This is a genomic window from Microvirga terricola (assembly GCF_011777495.1).
GTDB lineage: Bacteria > Pseudomonadota > Alphaproteobacteria > Rhizobiales > Beijerinckiaceae > Microvirga > Microvirga terricola.
In genome coordinates, this window is sequence record NZ_JAATJS010000003.1 from 337,051 (window position 1) to 358,459 (window position 21,409).

A 21,409-nucleotide genomic window follows, 5' to 3' on the forward strand; every position below is an offset into this window, starting at 1 on the left:
CACGCCTGACCTCATTCTTCAATGCCTCATAGGCTGGATCCCCATGAACGATACCGCGCCTTCCTCGCCCTTCGACGATATCCGCCGCCTGATCACGACGATTCCCGGGCCGGACGAGGCGGCGGTCGAGGCTGTGCGGCTGCGGGACCGGCAGCTGACGAAGCCAGCCGGCAGCTTAGGCCGCCTGGAATGGCTGAACGAGTGGCTCGCCGCCTGGCAGGGCAAACCGAAGCCGACCGTGGATCGTCCGATGGTCTGCGTCTTTGCCGGCAGCCATGGGGTGACGGCGCGCGGCGTTTCCGCGTTCCCGTCTGACGTGAACCGGCAGATGCTGGAGAACTTTTCCGCAGGCGGCGCTGCCATCAACCAGATATGCGCGAGCCTTGGGCTCGGCTTCAAGGTGTTTGATCTCGCCATCGACATGCCGACCAACGACATCGTGACTGACGCGGCGATGGACGAAAAAGCCTGTGTCGCCACCATGGCCTTCGGAATGGAGGCGATTGCAGGCGGCACCGACCTGCTCGCCGTCGGCGAACTCGGCATTGGCAACACCACCATCGCCGCCGCGATCTATACTGCTCTCTTCGGCGGCCCGGCGGCGCATTGGGTTGGGCGTGGCACGGGTGTCGACGATGAGGGGATGAAGCGCAAAATTGCAGCCGTCGAGGGGGCGCTCGACCGACACAAGGATCATCTGAAGGACCCGCTCGAAGTGCTGCGCCGCCTCGGCGGACGCGAAGTTGCCGCCATCGCAGGCGCGATCCTAGCCGCGCGGCTGCAGCGCATCCCCGTCGTTCTCGACGGCTACGTCACGACTGCGGCTGCTGCGGTTCTGCACGCCATCCATCCCTCGACCATCGACCATTGCATCGCCGGACATGTTTCGGCGGAAGGCGCGCATCAGGACGTGCTGGAGCGCCTCGGCAAAATCCCGCTTCTGGCGCTCGGCATGCGTCTTGGCGAGGGGACGGGCGCGGCACTCGCCGTCGGCATCGTGAAAACCGCCGCCACCGTTCATCGTGACATGGCGACTTTCGGTCAGGCAGGCGTTTCCGAACGCCTGTCATAAACATGTTCCAGTCCCGGTTCCCTCGTCGCCCCTTCGCTGCGCGCTCGTCTCACCGCGGGCTTGCGTCCTTGGTGCTGGCGCTGGGCCTGGCGGCCGGGGCGAACCTGCTTCTCAGCCCCAAGGAGCCCGCCGAGGGGCGGGCCTATGCGGTCGACGGAGATACCATCCGGATCAACGAGATGCGCATCCGCCTCAAAGGCATCGATGCACCGGAACTGGAACAGACCTGCGTCAGGGCCGGTCAGCCTTATCTCTGCGGCGAGGAAGCGCGCAATGCGTTGGTTGCGATCCTTCTCAAGCAGCAGGTGGAATGCCGCCTGTCGGGACGCGACCGTTATCGGCGCTCTCTGGCCCGGTGCACTGTCGAGGGCAAGGATATCGGCGCGCGATTGGTCGAAGAGGGTTGGGCCGTCGCCTATGGCGGTTATACCTGGGAGGAAACGCGCGCCCGGCATCGCGCCGTCGGCCTGTGGGCCGGATCATTCGACTATCCGCGCGAGTGGCGTCGGAAACACGGCCGCTCGACCTAATTTTGCATCCGCTCTCGCGAATTTATCAGGTCCATCAGAATTTTAGGCGAGATTTCCCCGCGATCATGAAGGCAAAGTCTGCGCTATATTAATTTTATAACATAAATTACCCTGCGTCATATGGATTTGAAATTATAAGTATACTTAAACCCTTCGTTAAATTCCTACGGTAAGGATGATGGCGAGAATATGGCAATCATTGTTACCGGGGTCCGTCGCGAGGCGGGTGATGAGATGAGGTTTCTTCAAAGACTGTCGATCAGGTCAAAACTGATCGGTGCGTTCGCTGTGCTTTTCGTCCTGACGCTGCTTGTCGGCCTGCAGGGACTGATCGAGGTCCGCAACCTCAACCGTCTCCTGGCTGAATCCAACACCGCCTCTCTTCCGAGCGTTCGCTGGTCGGGCGCGATCAACGCGATCACGGCGGATCTCAGGGGCACGCTTCTGCGTCATACGCTCGCGGTTGATGAGGACGTGATCCTTGAGGCGGAAGCGCGCTCGGTCGAACTTGATAAAAAACTGGCGGAAGCTCGCACCGCCTTTGTCGCCCTCATCAATACGTCCGAGGAACGCGCTCTCTACGAGGAATTCAGCCAGAACTGGGGCACCTATGCGACGGAGGCCGCCGCAGTCCTCAAGTACTCGCAGCAGAGCCAAACGGCGATGGCTCGTCAGCACTTCAACGGAAGAACCATCGAGCCCTTCCGGAAGGCGCAGGAGGCTCTCGAAAAAATCGTCGAGAGCGTCGTTGCCGAAGCGGAGAAAAACTATCTCGAAGCGCAGGCGGATTATGAGCGCATGCTCCAGTGGGTCATCGCCATTCTTGCTGCTGCCGCGATCTTCGGCGCCGGTCTTGGAGTCGTCATCATTCGCTCGATCTCGCGCGGCATTGCGTCGGTGGTAGCACCCATGAGGGCTCTCGCCGAAGGCGATCTCATGGCGGACGTGCCTCATCGCGGCGAGAAGAATGAGATCGGCACGATCGCTGACGCCGTCCAGGTCTTCAAGGCCGCGCTCATCGCCAAGAAGGAGGCCGATGAGGCAGCCGCTCTCGAAGCCGACGCCAAGATGCGTCGTGCTCAAAAGCTCGACGAACTGACGAAGCGCTTCGAGGCGAACGTCTCCGTCCTCACGCAGGAGCTGACCGGCGCCGCGACCGACATGGAAGCGACGGCCAAGTCCATGGCGGCGATTGCCGACCAGACGACCCGCCAATCGGCCACCGTGGCTTCGGCTGCCGAGCAGACATCGGCCAATGTGCAGACGGTTGCGGCTGCGACGGAGGAAATGTCGATTTCGATCCGCGAGATTGCCACGCAGATCAACCAATCCTCGCAGATCGCCGATCGTGCGGTCCAGGGCGCGCAGCGCACGAATGTGACCGTGCAGACGTTGGCATCGACGGCGGAAAAAATCGGCGACGTGATCGCGCTGATCAACAACATCGCCGGCCAGACCAACCTGCTTGCGCTCAACGCCACCATCGAGGCGGCGAGGGCGGGTGAGGCGGGCCGCGGCTTCGCGGTCGTCGCGTCCGAGGTCAAGGAACTGGCCAGCCAGACCGCCAAGGCGACCGAGGAAATCGGCAGCCAGATCGCGGGCGTCCAGCAGGCCACGGAAGAGGTCGTTGCGGCGATCCAGGATATCGCCAAGACGATCACCGAGATGTCCCAAATTTCCGTCACCATCGCTGCCGCCATGGAGCAGCAGGGCGTGGCAACGCAGGAGATCTCCCGCAATGTGCAGGAGGCCGCGCGCGGCACGGATCATGTCACCGGCAATATCACCGACGTCCGCCAGGGCGCGGGCGAGACGGGCTCCGTCGCCGCCAAGGTGCTCGACGCGGCGCAGGGGCTTGCACGCCATTCGGAGGATCTTGGCCGCGAGGTTCAGGACTTCCTCTACGGCGTGAAGGCCGCCTGACAAGTTCACGAACTTCGTGAGATTTTCGAAAGCCGCCCCCCTTGGGCGGCTTTCTTCGTTTTTCCCTTATTGACCCATTTGCCAGTGTCGCGGAGCCGGTTCCGCCCTATGCTCCAGCTTAACCGCAAGGAGCCGATGAATGAGCCAGACGACCCTGCATTGCGCCGTGACCGGAGCGGTCGCCACGATCACACTCGCCCGCGCCGACAAGATGAACGCGTTCAATACGGCGATGCATGCCGAATTGCGTGAGGCGTTGGATCGCTGCGAGAAGGATGATGCGGTTCGCGTTGTCGTGCTCACAGGAGAGGGAAGGGCCTTTTCCTCCGGCCAGGATCTGACCGAGGAGATGCCACGCGATGCGCAAGGACGCATCGAACTCGGGCCTGCGCTTGCGCGGGACTACAATGCGCTCGTGCTGAGGCTCGCAAATTATCCGAAGGTGACCATCGCGGCCTTGAACGGCCCTGCCGTTGGGGCCTCGATGAACATTGCGCTCGCCTGCGACGTGGCGGTCGCGGCCCGCTCTGCCTATCTTCAGGAGGGCTTTGCGAAGATCGGTCTCATTCCCGATGCGGGCGGCACCTGGATTTTGCCACGTCTTGTTGGGCCCAAGCAGGCGCTCGCGCTCATGTTGACTGCAGAACCGATTCCTGCCGACGAGGCGCAGCGCATGGGGATCGTTTTCAAGGTTTTCGACGATGCAACCTTCGCCAGGGACATGGCGGCCTTCGCAGCAAGCCTCGCCGGCGGACCGGCACTTGCCTATCGCCTGATGAAACAGGCGGTAGCCGGGAGCCTGTCGAACGATCTTGAGACGCAGCTTGAGCTGGAGGCCCGGTTGCAGAACCAAGTGGGCGCCAGCCGCGATTTCATTGAGGGCATCACGGCTTTTCGCGAAAAGCGCGCGCCGCGGTTTGAGGGGCGGTGAAGGATGAGTACATGCGATACAATTATTGGATCGTCGGCCTCCTCACGCTTCTTGTCGTGATCGGCCTTTTCATGTCCCGCGATCCTGAGCGCGCCGCGCGCCTCTCGCAGATGTATCGCGACGCCGCCTTTTCTGGTGAAGCGCGCCAGCTCGTGCTGTTCGCGCTCGCCATCGGGATCGGCGGGTTCATCCTCTACCTGACGATGACCCGCCGTTAGATCGGCGCTGCGATTAGCGCTCGAGCCGCGCGATCAGGCTGGACGTGTCCCAACGCTTGCCGCCCATTTTCTGCACGTCGGCATAGAACTGATCCACGAGAGCGGTGACAGGCAGGCTCGCGCCGTTCTTCCGCGCTTCCGCGAGGCAGATGGCGAGGTCCTTGCGCATCCAGTCGACGGCGAAGCCGAACTCGAACTTGCCCTCGTTCATGGTCTTGCCGCGGTTCTCCATCTGCCACGACCCTGCCGCGCCCTTCGAGATGACGTCGAGCACCGCCTCGATGTCGAGCCCGGCCTTCTTGCCGAAATGGACGCCCTCGGACAGGGCCTGCACAAGACCTGCAATGCAGATCTGGTTGATCATCTTGGTGAGCTGGCCAGAGCCCGCCGGACCCAACAGGCGGCAGGCGCGCGCAAAGCTCATGATGACCGGCTCGGCCTTCGCGTACACATCCGCATCGCCGCCGCACATGACCGTCAGCACGCCGTTTTCCGCACCGGCCTGGCCGCCGGAGACGGGAGCGTCGATGAAGGCCGCGCCTTTCTCCTTCGCCGCCGCATAAAGCTCGCGCGCGACTTCTGCGGAGGCGGTGGTGTGGTCGACGAAGATCGTGCCGGGTTTCAGACCGTGGAAGGCTCCGTCGGGACCCAAGGTCGCCTGACGCAGGTCGTCGTCGTTGCCGACGCAGGCGAAAACGAAATCCTGTCCTTCGGTGGCCTCGCGCGGCGTTTTCATGGCGCGACCGCCGTTCTCAGAGACCCATCGCTCGGCCTTTGCGAAGGTCCGGTTATAAACCGTGACCTCATGGCCCTTTGCCTTGAGATGCCGCGCCATGGGGTAGCCCATCACCCCAAGCCCGAGAAATGCGACCTTCGCCATTGTCTGCTCCCTTGTCGTCCCGAATGGTTCTATGGAGAGCAGCGGCGGCGGTCAAACGGCCCTATTTGATATCGAAGGGAAAGTACTTCGCGCGGATGGCGTCATAGGTCCCATCCGCCATGATGTGAGCGATGGCGCTGTTGAACTGCTCCCGTAGGCTGTCGTCGCTCTTGCGCAAGCCGATGCCGTAAATCTGATGCTGATAGGGCGGGTCGGCGGGCGCATTGCCGATCAGGCGGCAGCACGCGCCCTCGCGGGAGGAGAGGAACGCGGCAAGCGAGCGCCTGTCACCGAAAACGGCATCGATCCGTTCGGTCAGAAGATCGAGATTGGCCTCGTCGACCTTGGAATAGGGCCGGATTTCGGAATCCTTGTAGAACTGGTCGAGATATTCCGCCCAATCGCTGCGATCCGTCACCCCGATAGTCTTGCCTGCCAGCCCCTGCGGCGTGACCTCGCGAAGACCCGAGCCCTTGCGGGTGATGAAGGCTGCAGGAATCCGGTAGTAGGGCGCCGAGAATGCGATGCGCCTCTTGCGGCGCTCCGTGATTTCGAGCGACGACACGATCGCGTCATAGTCGCGGTTCACTAGGCCGCGCAAAATCCCGTCCCACTCGTGTGGGACAAGCACGCATTCCGCTTTCATGACCTCGCACATGGCTTTCAGGAGTTCGATCTCGAAACCCTGAAGCTCGTTGTTCTGGTCCATGTAGTTGAACGGCGGATTGGCCCCCTCGACGGCGACGCGGATGGTCTGCTTAGGGGGAGATGCGGGCGTCTCTTGCGCGGTCGCGGAAAGGCCTGCCGAGAGCCACACGACGAGGCCCGCAAGCATTGCCAGTCTTCGCCCGAAACCCGAAACGTTCACGTTTGTGCAGCCTGAATAATTTAAGGCTGGATATCCCTTGAAAAGCTTGAACAGTCAATCAACCTGCCGGTGAGATACTTTGACACCAAAGTAACGTTAGGAAATTAACCGCCCGTCATGCTCATGTGCCGGCCGACGGCGGGTCGCGCATGGCGCCTGTCGATGATGAAATCGTGCCCCTTCGGTTTGCGCGCGATGGCGTCAATGATGGCTTTTTCGAGAAGAGCGTTGTTGTCGGAGGCTCGGACGGGCGCCCGCAGATCGACGGCGTCCTCCTGGCCGAGGCACATGAAAAGCTGGCCGGTGCAGGTTAGCCGCACGCGGTTGCAGCTTTCGCAGAAGTTGTGGGTCATCGGGGTGATGAAGCCCAACTTTCCACCGGTTTCCCTCACGCGGGCATAGCGTGCAGGCCCTCCGGTGCGCTCGTCGATCTCGTCCAGCGTGTAACGTGCGCCCAGGCGCGCCCGTACGAGCGAGAGAGGCAGGAACTGGTCGATCCGCTGTCCGTCGATTTCGCCGAGCGGCATCACCTCGATGAGGGTCAAGTCCATTCCGCGCCCATGGGTCCAGGCGATGAGACCCTCGATCTCATCCTCGTTGACGCCCTTCAGCGCTACGGTGTTGATCTTGATCTTGAGGCCCGCGCGCTGCGCGGCATCGAGGCCGTCGAGGACCTTGGAGAGATCGCCCCATCGGGTAATGCGATGGAACTTGTCGGCGTCGAGCGTGTCGATGGACACATTGATCCGCTGGACGCCACAGGCAGCGAGGTCCGCCGCATGGCGCGCGAGTTGCGAGCCGTTGGTGGTGACGGTCAGCTCGTCGAGCGCGCCCGAATCGAGATGGCGGGAGAGCGAGCGGAACAGGTTCATGATATCCCGCCGCACGAGGGGCTCACCCCCGGTGATGCGCAGCTTGCGCACGCCCTGTCCGACAAAAACGGAGCAGATGCGGTCAAGCTCCTCGAGCGTCAGCAGGTCCCGCTTCGGCAGGAAGGCCATGTTTTCCGACATGCAATAGACGCAGCGGAAATCGCACCGATCCGTCACCGATACTCTGAGATAGGTGATGGCGCGGCCGAACGGGTCCACGAGAGGACGGCCGGAAACTGGATCGCTCGATGATCCCCACATGGTGGAGAAATCCTCGCTGTTCGTGCACTTGAATGCGTGCTTTCAACGTAGCTCTCAGGCAGCTAACGTCAAATCACAAACCATGGAAGAGAGAAACACCCATGAGTTCCGAGCGCTGGCCCACAGAGCTTCGTCTTGCCAAGGACAGGCGGACTTTAAGCATCGCATTCGATGACAGAACGGCTTTCGATCTTCCGGCCGAATATTTGCGCGTGACGAGCCCCTCGGCCGAGGTGCAGGGTCATAGCCCCGCGGAGCGGAAAACCGTGCCCGGCAAGCGCAACGTGGAAATCATCGGCGTCGAGCCCATCGGCAATTATGCGGTCAAGCTTGTCTTCGACGATCTGCACGACACGGGAATCTACGGGTGGGACTATCTGCACCAGCTTGGGGTCGAGCAGCAGGGCAGGTGGCAAGCCTATCTCGATGAGTTGGCAGTCAAGGGTTTATCCCGGGATCGTTAGCTCGGGTTGGTTGCCAACAACATGGCCGTGCATCGGCTTTCGAGGAGAGCCACGGTTTCGGCGAAGTCCTGCCGGTCGGTTTCGATTACCAGATCGCTGAAGGGCTGCGGGGCATAGCCTTGGTCGATCATTTCCGTGATCCGGCTCTGTTCTCCGGGGTCGAAGACGCGGCCCCGCGTGGGGGCGAGGATTGCGCCCTGCGCCGCGGAAAGCGTGACGCAATGGCATGCAATTCCCTGTGCTTTGAAGGTGCCGTGGAAAAAGACCCAATCCCGCCGGCGGAGCGGCTTGGCGATGACGACGGCCGGTTTCTCGCGAAGCGCTGCCAGTGCCGCATCGACCAGCCGGCGCGACGAGGTGAGGATCTCTCCGAACCACGTCCTTGTATGATTACGCAGGTCGTCGCTGTCGATGAAGGCCGCATTCATGGCCGGCGCAAGCGCCCGGCCCAGGGTGGTCTTTCCCGCCCCGATCGGGCCATTGAGGAAAATGACATGTCGCATAAGCGGACGATGTCAGGATTTCCAAGTGCGATCCAGGTCGGAAAGGCCGACGTGAGGCCGGCCTTTCACAATGTACTTATCTCCTTGCGATCAGCGCTGCACGACCACGCGCGTTCCGACCCTTGCGCGGCTGTAAAGATCCATCACGTCATCATTTGTCATGCGGATGCAGCCTGAGGAGACGGCTTCGCCGATAGTCTCCGGCTCATTCGAGCCGTGGATGCGATACAAGGTGCTGCCGATGTAAAGGGCCCGCGCGCCGAGCGGATTGTCCGGTCCGCCCCTCATGTAGCGCGGCAGATCGGGGCGACGCCTCAGCATCTGCGCCGGGGGGCGCCAATCCGGCCACTCGCGTTTCATGGTGATGGAATGCGTGCCGGCCCACTCGAAGCCGGGGCGGCCCACGCCGACGCCGTAGCGGATCGCCTGGCCGTTGCCGAGGGTGTAGTAGAGGTGCCGTTCACTCGTCGATACGACGATGGTGCCGGGCCCAAAACGGCTGCCAAAGGCGACGATTGCGCGCGCGCTTGGCGCGGCTTGCGCCCTCAGAGCGTCCTCTTGGGGGTAGAGTGGCCGGCGGGTCAGCGGATCGATTGCGGTGAAGGCTGCAGCCGGGGTGGCAAGGGCGGCGAAGACACAAAAAAGCCCGTACTGGGCAGCGCGAGAGCGTCCCATGATAGCCTCGAGAATTCAGGTTTGGTGCGGATTTTGCCTTTGCTAAACGCAATGGCTGCGTTTCGGATCCAGTCTCTTTCGGGAGCTCTAAGTGCAACGGTGTCGTGTTTTCGCCACGTCGCAATCCATCGTTAAAGTCACGGCGACACAATTCGCGGCCGAAAAATTTTGTTCGCCGTCTTTCGGATTCTTTGGCTTGACGTCAGGGGTTTAACGACCTTAGAAGGCGCTGGTCAGGGCGCGTAGCTCAGCGGGAGAGCATTCGCTTCACACGCGAAGGGTCACAGGTTCAATCCCTGTCGCGCCCACCATTTCTTCCTGACATGCCGGTTCACGTTTTCGTGCTTATGCCCGCGCTTGTTTGCGCGTGGTGGGGGTGTCAGGCCGCCAGCGGTCTCGTGAGATTGCCGATCGCCCCGAAAAGCTGGTCGAAATGGTCGATGACGATGTCCGGACCCAATTGCTGGACCGGCACTTCCGTATAGCCGAATGGCACAGCGATGACCGGGATGCGTGCGTTCCGGGCGGTTACGATATCGGTTCGCGAATCTCCCACCATCACCGCCCTGCGGGGATCGCCGCCCGCGCGCTCGATGGTGAGCGTGAGATGTCGGGCGTCCGGCTTGAAATACGGAAACGTATCGCGCCCGCAATTCGCTGCGAATAGATGGTCGACGCCCAGCGCCTCGAGCAGCTTGACCGAGTGCTCTTCGACCTTGTTGGTGCAGACGGCGAGGATGAAGCCCGCCGCTTCCAGCCTTCTCAGCGCCCGCCGCACACCGGGAAAAAGCTCCGTCTGGACGCAGATATTCTCGCTGTAATGGACCATAAACCGCTCGAATAGCCGGTCGAGATGAGCCGGTGCCAGGTCCTTGCCCGCAGCCTGAAATCCGCGCTCGATCAGGGCCTTGGCGCCCGCTCCGATCATATCCCGGGCCTTGGCCAGGGGCAGCGGAGCCAAGCCTTCCTGCGCCAGAATGACGTTCAGCGTGCCGACGAGGTCGGCGGCCGTGTCGGCCAGCGTTCCGTCGAGGTCGAAGACGGCGATGGGCGGGGTGTGAATGGCCATAGAGCTGGGCTACCTGCTGGAGACACCTGAATCAAGCCGGAGAATAATAGGGTCTGATTTGTTGATTCGTTCTTACCGAATGGAGTTTTCGATGCGGCTCGTTGGTCCTGCAACGTTTCTCTCAGTGGCCCTTTTCATGGGCGGTCTGACGGTTCCATCGCTTGCCGCGACCTATGATTTCGTCCCCGCGCCGCAAACAGACCTCAACCGGATCTACCGCATCGACCGGGTCACGGGGGAGGTTAGCTCCTGCCAGTACGGCCTGCAGGAGGGCACCATCGGCGTCACGCTCTGCTTCTCGCCCGGCGAGGGCGCTGGGCCGCAGGCCCCGGGAGAATTCGGCCTCGTCGCCTCCCGCCACGAGCGGGAAGGGGGCGTCTTTCGCGTCAATTACCGCACCGGGGAGATGAGCATCTGCTACGTCTTCGACGAAAGGTCGTCTGCACACCCCAGGCCAGCCCGTCGCCTGCCGCGCCCGCGAGCCCTCCGGCCTCGACTCCGAGCGTGCGTTCCGGCACAGGAGCTTCGCCGCAGCGGCCTTAAGACTCATGTCAGGCTGTGAAACCTTCTTTCTTCCTGCGCCTCTTGCGTGGTAGAGGCGTCCTCGTCCGCCTTCTTCAGGAGGCGGTGAATGGTTAGGGGTCATCAGTGAGCGACACTCTCAAGCGCGCCGCAGCCGAACGGGCGGCCGCCCTGGTCTCCGACGGGATGAGGCTTGGCCTCGGCACCGGCTCGACGGCGGCGCATTTCGTTGCGGCCATAGGCGAGCGCGTGCGCGGCGGTCTCAAGGTGATCGGTGTGCCGACCTCCGAGGCGACCCGCCAGCAGGCTGAGCGCGAAGGCATTCCCCTGACGACCCTCGACGAGACGCCCGAACTCGATCTGACGGTGGACGGGGCCGACGAGCTGGACGGTCAGCTGAGGCTCATCAAGGGCGGCGGCGGCGCGCATCTGCGCGAAAAAATCGTGGCTGCCGCCAGCCACCGCATGATCGTCATCGCCGACGGCTCGAAGCATGTGGAAACCCTCGGGCGTTTCCCGCTGCCGATCGAGGTGGTGCCCTTCGGCCTCAAGGCGACGGAAATTGCCATCGCGAAGGTTTTGAAGGGCTCGGGGCTGAACCCCGACCTGCGCCTGCGCGCCAAGGACGGCAACCCGTTCGTCACCGACAGCGGAAACCTCATTCTCGATGCGCATCTGGGCCGCATCGAAAAACCCGACGCTCTGGCCGCGGCGCTGAACGCCGTGCCCGGCGTCGTCGAGCACGGACTTTTTCTTGGCCTTGCCACCGGTGCGATCCTCGCGACCGGGGAGGGGCTTGTCGAACTCGGTCAGGTCTGACCATAAGTCTTCCAAAGATTGGAGCCTATTCAATGATCCGTTCCGCTTCCCGCCTGGCTGCGACCACCGTCGCCCTGTTCATGCTGGCCAGCCCTGTCTTCGCGCAGGCCCAGCCGACCCCGAGTCATCTTGCCCTCGCGCGCGAAGTCGCCATCGGGTCGGGCATGACCCGTTCGTTCGACGCCATGACCGAGCCGCTGCTCGGCCAGCTGCAGCAGATGAACGTCACGCGTCCGGAAGTGAAGCAGGACCTGGATCAGGTTGTCGCCATGCTGCGCCCTGAGATCGAGCAGCAGAAGGAAAAGATGGTCGAGGCCGCCTCCAAGGCCTTCGCCAGCCGCCTGACCGAAGCCGAGCTGAAGGAGATCGCGGCCTTCTACAAGTCCCCGGCGGGTGTGAAATACGTCCAGACCCAGCCCGTCATCCTCGACGAGATCGTCCGCGAACTCGCGACTTGGACCCAGAACGTCGCCGAATACGTGATGATCCGTGCCCGCGCGGAGATGGGCAAGCGCGGTCACCAGCTGAACTAAGAGCGCAAACCGCCTCGGACATGCAAAAGGCCCGGCATCGCTGCCGGGCCTTTTACTTTTCGAAGCTTTTCGCGATCGTTATTCCGCCGCCAAGGCGGTCGGGCGCTCGCGGGACTGGCGCTCGCGCTTGATCATCTCGGAGGTCAGGAACGCGATCTCAAGCGCCTGCTCCGCGTTGAGACGCGGGTCGCAATAGGTGTGGTAGCGGTCGCTCAGATCGGCATCGGTGAGGGCGCGTGCGCCGCCGGTGCATTCCGTCACGTTCTTGCCGGTCATCTCGAGATGGATGCCGCCCGCATGGGTGCCCTCGGCCTGGTGCACGGCGAAGAAGTCGCGAACCTCGCCCATGACCATCTCGAACGGCCGGGTCTTGTAACCGGACGCCGCCTTGACCGTGTTGCCGTGCATCGGATCGCAGGACCACACGACGGTGCGGCCCTCGCGCTGCACGGCCCGGATGAGGCCCGGCAGATGGTCGCCCACCTTGTCGGCGCCGAAGCGGCAGATCAGGGTGAGGCGGCCTGCCTCGTCCTCGGGGTTGAGCAGGTCGATGAGCTTGAGGAGCCCATCCGGCGTCAGCGACGGGCCGCACTTCAGGCCGATCGGGTTCTTGATACCGCGCATGTACTCGATATGGGCGTGATCACCCTGGCGGGTGCGGTCGCCGATCCAGAGCATGTGGCCGGAGGTGGCATACCAGTCGCCGGTCGTGGAATCGACGCGGGTCAGTGCCTCCTCGTAGCCGAGCAGCAGTGCCTCGTGGCTGGTGTAGAAATCCGTCGTGCGCATCTCGGGATGCGTCTCGGGATCGATGCCGATGGCCCGCATGAAGTCGAGGCTCTCGGTGATGCGCTCGGCCAGTTCGCGGTAGCGCGAGGATTGCGGGGAATCCTTCACGAAGCCGAGCATCCAGCGATGCGCGTTCTCAAGGTTGGCGTAGCCGCCAGTCGCGAAGGCGCGGATCAGGTTGAGCGTCGCCGCCGATTGGCGATAGGCCATGAGCTGGCGGCGCGGATCGGGGATGCGCGCTTCCGGCGTGAAGGCTATGTCGTTGATGATGTCGCCGCGGTAGCTCGGCAGCTCGACGCCGTCGACCGTCTCCGTGTTCGATGAGCGCGGCTTGGCGAACTGACCGGCGGAACGGCCGATCTTCACCACGGGCGAGCCGCCCGCGAAAGTCAGAACCACCGCCATCTGCAGGAACAGGCGGAAGAAGTCGCGGATGTTGTCGGCTGAATGCTCGGCGAAGCTTTCGGCGCAGTCGCCGCCCTGGAGCAGGAAGGCCTCGCCCTTGGCGACCTTGCCGAGGGTGCGCTTCAGCTTGCGGGCTTCGCCCGCAAAAACCAGCGGGGGAAAGCCGGCGAGCTGCTGCTCGACGCTCTCAAGCGCCTCAAGGTCCGGAAAGGCCGGAACCTGCTGGATAGGCTTGTTCCTCCAGCTGTTGGGCGTCCACCGCTCAGTCATGACACACTCTCTTGTCTCTCAATTTCCTCGTCGTTCACCGCAACAAGCGGCACGAAAGGGCACCTATACACGACATATTCAAAAAGGCGAGTGCGGTGCGAAATGACACCTAGTCATCTCGGCCGCCACTTTTAAGCCGCCACCGGCTTCTTGGCCGGCACCGGGGTGCGCATCGTGACCAATTCCTCCGCCGCCGTTGGGTGAACGGCGATGGTGCGGTCGAAATCGGCCTTCGTCGCGCCCATGGTAACGGCAATGCCGGCCAGTTGGATCATTTCACCGGCATCGTGTCCGACGATATGGACGCCGACCACCTTATCGGTGGCTTTGTCGACGATCATCTTCATCAGGACGCGATCCGGCGCTCCGGACAGGGTGGCGCGCATGGGGCGGAAGACGGCCTTGTAGACGTCGATCTCCCCATAGCGTTCCTCCGCCGCCGCCTCGCTGTGGCCCACGACGCCGATTTCGGGGGTCGAGAACACCGCCGTCGGGATCAGATCGTGATCGACCGAGGTGGGCTTATCGCCGAAAACCGTGTCCGCGAAGGCGTGTCCCTCGCGAATGGCGACGGGCGTCAGGTTGGCGCGGTTGGTGACATCGCCGACGGCGTAGATCGACGGGATCACGGTCTGAGAATAGGCATCGACGGGGATCGCTCCCACGGCGTCGAGGGTGATCCCGACATTTTCCAGCCCGAGCTTTGCCGTGTTGGGCCTCCGCCCGGTGGCCACGAGCACCTGATCGACCGTGACGATGCTGCCGTCCGACAAAGTGGCGGCAATGCCGTCCGGCGTCTTGTCGAGGCGAGTGACCGTCATGCTGAGCGCCAGCTTGATGCCGCGCTTGGCATAGGCGTCGGCCAGGGCGTCGCGCACGTCCTCGTCGAAACCGCGCAGCAGCTTGGGGCCGCGGTGGAGCAGGGTGACCTCGCTGCCGAGTCCGGCGAAAACGCCGGCGAATTCCACGGCGATATAGCCCCCACCGATCACTAGGATGCGCTTCGGCTGGGCCTCGAGATGAAAGACCTCGTTCGAGGTGATGGCGAGTTCCCCACCGGGAATGGCCGGCTCAAGCGTCGGGTAAGCGCCGACAGCGACCAGGATATAGCGCGCCCGAACGCGCGCCCCGGTCTTGAGAATGCGAACCGTATGGGCATCCTCGATCACCGCGCGGCTATCGACGATCTCGACGCCCGCCTTTTCCAGATTGCTCCGGTAGATGCTCTCCAGCCGGTCGATCTCCAGATCCTTGTTGCGGATCAGGGTCGGCCAGTTGAAGCTCGACGGACCCACGGTCCAGCCGAAGCCCGCCGCATCATGGAAATCGTCCGAGAAGCGGCTGGCATAGACCATCAGCTTCTTGGGCACGCAGCCGCGAATGACGCAGGTGCCTCCGACCCGGTATTCCTCCGCAATCATGACCTTCGCGCCATAGGTTGCGGCGATGCGGGCGGCGCGCACGCCGCCGGAGCCGCCGCCGATGACGAAAAGATCAACGTCGAAATCGCTCATGCTGTTGTCTCCAGATAAGTCTTTTTGGCGGCGAGCATCCAGGCGATGGCGGCCCCAAGGGAGGCCGCCCACCAGCCTTGCCAGGCGCCATGGCCGATGAGGCCTACGGCGGCTGCGGAGCCCATCAGGGCCAGGGATGCGCTCATGATTAGATGCGGCTGGCGCCGAATGGCGCTGACCACGAGAAGGGCGATAGTAAGCGCGAGTACCGCCCCGACGACACCAAGCTCGGTCCAGATCTGAATCGGGACGTTGTGGGGGTGCCCGACTGCCAGAAGGGTTCTGTCGGCCTCGGACACTTTCTGGGCGACCGCCGTATCCCGCATGCGCGGGCTCACGCCGAAACCGGCTCCAAGGAACGGCTGCTCGCGGATTGCCGCACCGAAGCTGATCCAGATATCGACCCGTTCACGGGAATGATCCCGCGCCAGTTTTTCATGAATGAAGGTGGGGATTGCGCGGTCGCTGATCGGGCCGATGAAGGGGGCCGCCACCGTGACCGCGACGAAGGCCGCCGCGGCCAGACCTGAGACGGCCCGCGGTGCAAACCAGGCCAGGGCGAAGACCGAGCACGCCACGATGAGGCCGACTACTGATGCGCCGCTTTCGCCGTTGGACATTGCGGCGACGATCACAGCGATTAGGCCGAGCGCGAAAATCCAGCCCCGGCGCAGGTTCAGGGCAAACCAGATCGCGAGCGCGGGCATCAGCACCAGAATCGTTAGGAACGAGCGGTTGAAGATGTAGCTGTTCCAGCGCCGCCCGAGCATGTGACGCAAGGCTAGGCCCGTTCGCAGCTCGATCACCATCATCAAGCAGGCCAGGACGATGGCGCCCGCTAGGAGAAAGAAAGCCTGTCGGGTTAGGTAGCGGGGCAGGGCCCGACCGACGACGAAAGCGCAGGCGACTGCGAGCCAGAACTCGCCGAGCGCCGCCACCGAGACGCCGCGAAATTCGCTCCATACGACCGAAAGAGCGGACCATCCGGCGAAAACAAGAACCGCGATCCCCAAGGGCGAGCGTAGGGCGGCCAAGGCTTGCCGGAGGAACGACGGCAGGTTCCCCTCGACGGCGAGCGCAGCCAGCGAACACAGGGCACTCAACACCAGAAAGACCGGGCTTGAACGATGGGCGACGGCCATGCCGACCGGCATCACGGCAAGGGCCCCCACGGCAATGCGCCATAATGTGGCGGCGAGCCGGAGCTGAGGGGCGGGAAGGGGACGGCCGGATGAGGCCATGTCGAGCGTGCTCATGAAAAGGTCTTACGCGAAGGTTGAACATCGATAAAGAACCCAGCGCTTGCAGCGGGGCATTTCGACCTTTACCGTTCAGGCGCAGGGCGCGCGCTTACGTAGCGGAAAAGGCGTCAAAGATCTCATTGGAGGAATTGTTAATGAGCCAATATCGCAAGGGTTTCTGGCGCGGCGCGCTGGCGGCTGCCGCTGTGGCGGGATTCGCCACGACCGCTATGGCCCAGTCCGAACTCAAGATCATGGCTCCGGCGGCTCCGGGCGGCGGCTGGGACCAGACCGCTCGTTCCATGCAGCAGGCACTGACCACGGCCGGCCTCGCAAAGAGCGTCCAGGTCACCAACGTTCCGGGCGCTGGCGGCTCCATCGGCATTGCCCAGTTCGTCAACGGCGCGAAGGGCGACGGCAGCCAGCTCATGGTTATGGGCTACGTGATGGTCGGCGCGCTTTTGACCAACAAGTCCCCCGTCACCCTCGACCAGACCACCCCCATCGCGCGCCTCACCGGCGAGTATGAGGCCATCGTGGTCCCGGCGGATTCGCCGATCAAGAACGCCAAGGATCTCGCAGCGGCCGTGAAGGCCGACCCGGCGAAGGTCACCTGGGCCGGCGGCTCGGCGGGTGGTGTCGACCACATCGCCGTGGCCCTCTTCGCGAAGGCCGTTGGCGCCGATCCGACCAAGATCAACTACATCCCGTTCTCGGGCGGCGGTGAATCGCTTGCGGCTATTCTTGGCGGCAAGGTCACGGCGGGCATCTCCGGCTACGGTGAGTTCGAAAGCCAGATCAAGGCAGGCAAGCTGCGCCTCATCGGCCTGACCACGCCGAAGGGCACGCCGGACATGCCTTCGCTGAAGGAACAGGGCGTCAATCTCGAGATCGCCAACTGGCGCGCTGTCGTTGCCGCTCCCGGCATCTCCGCGGACCAGAAGAAGGCTCTTTCCGAGACCATCGACAAGCTCGCGAAGTCGAAGGAGTGGGCCGAAATCCTGAAACAGAAGGGCTGGGATGACGCCTATCTGTCGGGCGACGCCTTCGCCAAGTTCCTGGCCGAGGACACCAATCGCACGAAGGAGGTTCTGACCTCCGTCGGGCTTGTGAAGTAACGAACTACCGCCTGAAAGACTATTGTCGGAAGCGCCGCCTTTGCGGCGCTTCCTTTTAGGGATTGCCATGAGCACACGAACACCTGGCCGCGTCGACAAGGCAGGCCTCGTCATCGCCCTTTTTCTCCTCATCCTCGCAGGTCTGATCTGGCAAGACTTGACCAGCCTCCAGCTCTCTTCCGTCTATGGCCTTGGGCCGAAGGCGATGCCGGTCGTGGTCTCAGTGGGGCTTGTGGTTTTGGCGGTCGGCAACGCCGTGACCGCGCTTAAAGGTGGATTGCCCGCGCGCGAAAGGCTCGATTGGAAGCCGATCCTCTTCATCCTCGGCGGCCTCGCCGCGCTGATCGCCTGCATCAAGTTCGAGATCGGCTTCATCCCCGCGACGGCCATTCTGTTCGCGGCCACGTCCGCGGCCTTCGGACGGCGTGCTTTTCTCGTCGATCTCCTCATCGGCTTCGTGGCCGGTATCGTGATTTTCCTTCTCTTCTCGAAGCTGTTGACCCTGACGCTGCCGATGGGTCCGCTCGAGCGCCTGATCTGAGGCTTCCATGGACGCTTTTTTTGCACTCGCCCATGGCGTGACCGTCGCCATCCAACCGATGAACCTGCTGTTCGCCCTCGTCGGCGTGCTGCTCGGCACGGCGGTCGGCGTTCTGCCGGGCATCGGCCCGGCGCTGACCGTGGCGCTCCTCCTGCCGATCACCTTCAAACTCGATCCGGGCGGATCGATCATCATGTTCGCGGGCATCTACTACGGCGGCATGTATGGCGGATCGACGACCGCGATCCTCATCAACACGCCCGGCGAAAGCGCCTCGATGGCGACCGCGCTTGAAGGCAACAAGATGGCCAAGGCAGGGCGCGGCGGGCCGGCGCTTGCGACCTCGGCCATCGGCTCCTTCGTCGCCGGCACCATCGCGACGCTGGGCCTCGCCTTCCTCGCGCCGACCCTCGTCGAATTGGCCGTGAAGTTCGGGCCGGAGGATTACTTCGCGCTCATGTGCGTCGCCTTCGTCACGGTCTCGGCGACGTTCGGCGATTCCCCGGTGCGCGGCTTGACGAGTCTTTTCATCGGCCTCGCGCTGGGTCTCGTCGGTATCGACAGACTGACCGGGCAGGCCCGTCTCACCTTCGGTGTGCCGGAACTTCTCGACGGCGTCGAGGTCACGACCCTTGCGGTCGGCCTCTTTGCGGTCGGCGAAGCGCTCTACGTTGCCTCCCGGCGCCACATCGAGGAAGAGGTGCTCGAGCCGGTGCGCGGTTCGCTGTGGATGACCAAGCAGGACTGGAAGCGTTCCTGGATGCCGTGGCTGCGCGGCACCCTCTTCGGCTTCCCCATCGGAGCCTTGCCGGCGGGCGGCGCGGAAATCCCGACCTTCCTATCCTACTCCACCGAAAAGCGCCTGACGAAGTACCCGGAAGAGTTCGGCCACGGCGCCATCGAAGGCGTGGCAGGCCCGGAGGCAGCCAACAACGCGTCCGCCGCCGGCACCTTGGTGCCGCTCCTGGCGCTTGGCCTTCCGACTTCGGCGACTGCCGCGATGATGCTGGCCGGCTTCCAGCAATACGGCCTCAACCCCGGCCCCCTGCTATTCGCCGAACGACCTGAGCTGGTTTGGGGCCTGATCGCCAGCCTGTTCATCGCGAACACGATGCTGCTCGTCCTCAACTTGCCGCTGGTCGGCCTGTGGGTGAAGCTTTTGGCCATTCCGCAGCCCTGGCTCTACGCCGGCATCCTGGTCTTCGCGACCATGGGCACCATCGCGGCGAAGCCTTCGGTTGTCGAGCTGACCATGCTTGGGGCTTTCGGCGTCCTCGGATTCCTGATGCGGCGGTTCGATTATCCCATCGCGCCAGTCGTGGTCGGCCTCATCCTTGGCCCCATCGCCGAAGCGCAGCTGCGCCGCGCTCTCTCGATCAGCCTCGGCGATCCGATGGTGCTGCTCCAAAGCCCGATCTCGGCGACCCTGCTCGCCATCGCGGCCATCGCCTTGATCCTGCCGTTCGCGCTCAAGGGCATGAACCGGTTCAAGGCTCAGGAGGACTAAGAGAAAGGTCCCGATCTCAAAAAAAGCGGCGCTTCGAGCGCCGCTTTTCGTTTCGGGCGTCGTTTCACCGGCCCGAATGGCAGGAGCGCATTTTCCCCGCATTGCTGCCATTGTCGCAACGCGCTAAATCGACAGGGCTATGGCTCAGAACAGACTCAAGATTGCTCTCGCGCAGCTCAACCCCATCGTCGGCGATGTGGCCGGCAACGAGCAGAAGGCGCGCGCCGCCCGCGCTGAGGCGGCCCGGCTCGGCGCGGACATCGTGATGTTCACGGAGCTTTTCCTGGCCGGTTATCCGGCCGAGGACCTCGTGCTCAAGCCTGCCTTTCAGGATGCCTGCCGCGCGGCCTGCGAGCGGCTCGCCGCCGAGACGGTGGATAGCGGGCCTGCTATGCTCATCGGCCTGCCCTGGAAAGAAGGGGCTGCGCTCTACAACACCTACGCGCTTCTCGATGACGGGGCGATTACGCTGCGCTTCAAAGTCGATCTGCCGAATTACGGCGTCTTCGACGAGAAGCGGAATTTCGAACACGGCCCCATGCCGGGGCCGGTTAACTTCCGCGGTGTCCGGCTCGGGCTGCCCATTTGCGAAGATATCTGGACGCCGGATGTCGTCGAGTGCCTGGCCGAGACCGGTGCCGAGATCCTGCTCGTTCCGAACGGCTCGCCCTATTGGCGGGGCAAGACCGAGGAACGGTTCAACATTGCCGCTGCACGCATCACGGAAAGTGGATTGCCGCTCGTCTACCTCAACGAAGTCGGCGGCCAGGATGAATTGATTTTCGACGGCGCGTCGTTTGTGCTCAATGCCGACTGCTCGCTCGCCTGCCAATTGCCCGCCTATCACGAGACGGTCGCGCTGACGGTCTGGGAGAAGGGCGCAGAGGGTTGGACCTGCATCGACGCTCCGATGGTGACGGTGGAAGAGGGCGAAGAGGCGGATTATGCCGCCTGCGTCCTCGGGCTTCGCGACTACGTGGAGAAGAACCGCTTTCCGGGCGTGGTGCTTGGCCTCTCCGGCGGCATCGATTCCGCAATCTGCGCAGCGATGGCGGTCGATGCGCTTGGGCCTGAGCGCGTCCACTGCGTGATGCTGCCCTATCGCTACACGTCGAGTGAGTCGCTGAAAGACGCCGAAGACTGCGCGAAGGCGCTGGGCGTTCGTTACGACACGCTGCCGATTGCGCCCGCCGTGGATGGTTTCGAGGAATTGCTGCAGCCGCTCTTCGCGGGCAGGCCGCGCGACATCACGGAAGAGAACATGCAAAGCCGCGCGCGCGGCACGATCCTCATGTCGATCTCAAACAAGTTCGGCGCGATGGTGGTGACGACGGGCAACAAATCCGAAATGTCGGTCGGCTATGCCACGCTCTATGGCGACATGAATGGCGGCTTCAACCCGATCAAGGATCTCTACAAGATGGAGGTCTATCGCCTGTCGGCTCTGCGCAATCGCCGGAAGCCGGAGGGTGCATTGGGGCCGGACGGCATCGTGATCCCCGAAAACATCCTGTCCAAGGCACCAAGCGCCGAGCTGCGCGAGAACCAGACGGACCAGGACTCACTGCCGCCTTACGACGCCCTCGACGCGATCCTGCACGGGCTTGTGGAGGAAGAACTGCGCGTCTCCGAAATCGTCGCGCGGGGCTACGATCTCGAAACCGTCAAGAAAGTCGAGCGGCTGCTCTATCTCGCCGAATACAAGCGCCGACAATCGGCACCGGGCGTGAAGGTCACTCGCAAAAACTTTGGCCGTGATCGCCGCTATCCGATCGTCAATCGCTTTCGGGATCAGGGCGAGGTGCCTGTCCGTCCCGCTGGGGTTGCGGAACGGGCCGTCGGCAAGCCGAAAATGAGTTCGCTGGATGTCTAGCGCCATCGTCG

At 63.2% G+C, this 21,409-nt stretch carries 21 protein-coding genes, 1 tRNA gene and 1 pseudogene; 14 read left to right on the top strand and 9 right to left on the bottom strand.

Features of this window, described 5'->3' with window-relative positions; all coding sequences use genetic code 11:
* The first annotated feature begins 43 nt into the window (after window positions 1-43).
* From cobT to HB375_RS09985, 5 genes are all read left to right on the top strand, one after another.
* Window positions 44-1,072 (top strand): nicotinate-nucleotide--dimethylbenzimidazole phosphoribosyltransferase, encoded by a 1,029-nt coding sequence (gene cobT / locus HB375_RS09965; RefSeq protein ID WP_167672841.1) that lies wholly within the window; start codon window positions 44-46, stop codon window positions 1,070-1,072.
* Window positions 1,073-1,074: 2 nt separating this feature from the next.
* Window positions 1,075-1,602 (top strand): thermonuclease family protein, encoded by a 528-nt coding sequence (locus HB375_RS09970; RefSeq protein ID WP_167672842.1) that lies wholly within the window; start codon window positions 1,075-1,077, stop codon window positions 1,600-1,602.
* 189 nt (window positions 1,603-1,791) lie between these two features.
* Window positions 1,792-3,525, top strand: a complete 1,734-nt coding sequence (locus HB375_RS09975; protein WP_167672843.1) for a methyl-accepting chemotaxis protein — start codon at window positions 1,792-1,794, stop codon at window positions 3,523-3,525.
* Window positions 3,526-3,664: 139 nt separating this feature from the next.
* Complete coding sequence (locus HB375_RS09980) at window positions 3,665-4,456, top strand: enoyl-CoA hydratase-related protein (RefSeq protein WP_167672844.1); 792 nt, start codon at window positions 3,665-3,667, stop codon at window positions 4,454-4,456.
* 11 nt (window positions 4,457-4,467) lie between these two features.
* A complete protein-coding gene (locus HB375_RS09985; protein ID WP_167672845.1) occupies window positions 4,468-4,674 on the top strand; it encodes a hypothetical protein in 207 nt (68 codons plus the stop codon).
* 13 nt (window positions 4,675-4,687) lie between these two features.
* On the opposite strand, the gene HB375_RS09990 is transcribed toward HB375_RS09985, so the two are convergent.
* The 3 genes from HB375_RS09990 to moaA all read right to left on the bottom strand — a co-directional run bounded on the left by HB375_RS09990 (window position 4,688) and on the right by moaA (window position 7,555).
* Complete coding sequence (locus tag HB375_RS09990; protein WP_167672846.1) at window positions 4,688-5,554, bottom strand: NAD(P)-dependent oxidoreductase; 867 nt, start codon at window positions 5,552-5,554, stop codon at window positions 4,688-4,690.
* Between the two features lie 61 nt (window positions 5,555-5,615).
* Window positions 5,616-6,422, bottom strand: coding sequence for a transporter substrate-binding domain-containing protein (locus tag HB375_RS09995; protein ID WP_167672847.1), 807 nt, complete (start codon window positions 6,420-6,422; stop codon window positions 5,616-5,618).
* 104 nt (window positions 6,423-6,526) lie between these two features.
* Window positions 6,527-7,555 (bottom strand): GTP 3',8-cyclase MoaA, encoded by a 1,029-nt coding sequence (moaA, locus tag HB375_RS10000; protein WP_167672848.1) that lies wholly within the window; start codon window positions 7,553-7,555, stop codon window positions 6,527-6,529.
* Between the two features lie 101 nt (window positions 7,556-7,656).
* Here moaA and HB375_RS10005 point away from each other — a divergent pair, with 101 nt between their 5' ends.
* Entirely contained in the window at window positions 7,657-8,019 is a 363-nt protein-coding gene (locus tag HB375_RS10005; RefSeq protein ID WP_167672849.1) for a gamma-butyrobetaine hydroxylase family protein, read from the top strand.
* Here the strand turns inward: HB375_RS10005 and HB375_RS10010 are convergent.
* Complete coding sequence (locus tag HB375_RS10010; protein ID WP_167672850.1) at window positions 8,016-8,522, bottom strand: P-loop nucleotide/nucleoside kinase family protein; 507 nt, start codon at window positions 8,520-8,522, stop codon at window positions 8,016-8,018. The genes HB375_RS10005 and HB375_RS10010 overlap by 4 nt on opposite strands.
* A gap of 90 nt (window positions 8,523-8,612) precedes the next feature.
* Window positions 8,613-9,197 carry a L,D-transpeptidase gene (locus tag HB375_RS10015; protein WP_167672851.1) on the bottom strand — a complete coding sequence of 195 codons (585 nt, stop codon included), beginning with the start codon at window positions 9,195-9,197 and terminating at the stop codon, window positions 8,613-8,615.
* A gap of 236 nt (window positions 9,198-9,433) precedes the next feature.
* Between HB375_RS10015 and HB375_RS10020 the strand changes: the two genes are divergently transcribed.
* Window positions 9,434-9,508 (top strand) — tRNA-Val (locus HB375_RS10020).
* A 68-nt stretch (window positions 9,509-9,576) separates the two neighbouring features.
* On the opposite strand, the gene HB375_RS10025 is transcribed toward HB375_RS10020, so the two are convergent.
* The gene (locus tag HB375_RS10025) at window positions 9,577-10,266 is read right to left on the bottom strand and encodes an HAD family hydrolase (RefSeq protein ID WP_167672852.1); all 690 of its coding nucleotides are present in this window, start codon (window positions 10,264-10,266) and stop codon (window positions 9,577-9,579) included.
* Window positions 10,267-10,357: 91 nt separating this feature from the next.
* On the opposite strand from HB375_RS10025, the pseudogene HB375_RS10030 reads away from it, so the two are divergent.
* From HB375_RS10030 to HB375_RS10040, 3 genes and pseudogenes are all read left to right on the top strand, one after another.
* Window positions 10,358-10,809, top strand: a pseudogene (locus HB375_RS10030) (hypothetical protein).
* A 105-nt stretch (window positions 10,810-10,914) separates the two neighbouring features.
* Window positions 10,915-11,607 (top strand): ribose-5-phosphate isomerase RpiA, encoded by a 693-nt coding sequence (gene rpiA, locus HB375_RS10035; RefSeq protein ID WP_167672853.1) that lies wholly within the window; start codon window positions 10,915-10,917, stop codon window positions 11,605-11,607.
* Window positions 11,608-11,639: 32 nt separating this feature from the next.
* A complete protein-coding gene (locus tag HB375_RS10040; RefSeq protein ID WP_167672854.1) occupies window positions 11,640-12,140 on the top strand; it encodes a DUF2059 domain-containing protein in 501 nt (166 codons plus the stop codon).
* A gap of 78 nt (window positions 12,141-12,218) precedes the next feature.
* On the opposite strand, the gene HB375_RS10045 is transcribed toward HB375_RS10040, so the two are convergent.
* The 3 genes from HB375_RS10045 to HB375_RS10055 form a co-directional block, all read right to left on the bottom strand.
* On the bottom strand, window positions 12,219-13,604 hold the full coding sequence (locus tag HB375_RS10045; RefSeq protein ID WP_167672855.1) for a class II 3-deoxy-7-phosphoheptulonate synthase: 1,386 nt from the start codon (window positions 13,602-13,604) through the stop codon (window positions 12,219-12,221).
* A 131-nt stretch (window positions 13,605-13,735) separates the two neighbouring features.
* Complete coding sequence (gene gor, locus HB375_RS10050) at window positions 13,736-15,118, bottom strand: glutathione-disulfide reductase (RefSeq protein ID WP_167672856.1); 1,383 nt, start codon at window positions 15,116-15,118, stop codon at window positions 13,736-13,738.
* On the bottom strand, window positions 15,115-16,374 hold the full coding sequence (locus HB375_RS10055; RefSeq protein ID WP_167672857.1) for an O-antigen ligase family protein: 1,260 nt from the start codon (window positions 16,372-16,374) through the stop codon (window positions 15,115-15,117). The genes gor and HB375_RS10055 overlap by 4 nt, the downstream gene beginning before the upstream one ends.
* A 140-nt stretch (window positions 16,375-16,514) precedes the next feature.
* Here HB375_RS10055 and HB375_RS10060 point away from each other — a divergent pair, with 140 nt between their 5' ends.
* The 4 genes from HB375_RS10060 to HB375_RS10075 all read left to right on the top strand — a co-directional run bounded on the left by HB375_RS10060 (window position 16,515) and on the right by HB375_RS10075 (window position 21,398).
* Complete coding sequence (locus HB375_RS10060) at window positions 16,515-17,477, top strand: Bug family tripartite tricarboxylate transporter substrate binding protein (protein WP_167672858.1); 963 nt, start codon at window positions 16,515-16,517, stop codon at window positions 17,475-17,477.
* Between the two features lie 67 nt (window positions 17,478-17,544).
* Window positions 17,545-18,018 (top strand): tripartite tricarboxylate transporter TctB family protein, encoded by a 474-nt coding sequence (locus HB375_RS10065; protein WP_167672859.1) that lies wholly within the window; start codon window positions 17,545-17,547, stop codon window positions 18,016-18,018.
* A gap of 7 nt (window positions 18,019-18,025) precedes the next feature.
* Window positions 18,026-19,525: a tripartite tricarboxylate transporter permease gene (locus tag HB375_RS10070; protein ID WP_167672860.1), complete on the top strand. Its 1,500-nt coding sequence runs from the start codon at window positions 18,026-18,028 to the stop codon at window positions 19,523-19,525.
* Window positions 19,526-19,664: 139 nt separating this feature from the next.
* Window positions 19,665-21,398 carry an NAD+ synthase gene (locus HB375_RS10075; protein WP_167672861.1) on the top strand — a complete coding sequence of 578 codons (1,734 nt, stop codon included), beginning with the start codon at window positions 19,665-19,667 and terminating at the stop codon, window positions 21,396-21,398.
* Window positions 21,399-21,409 lie beyond the last annotated feature (11 nt).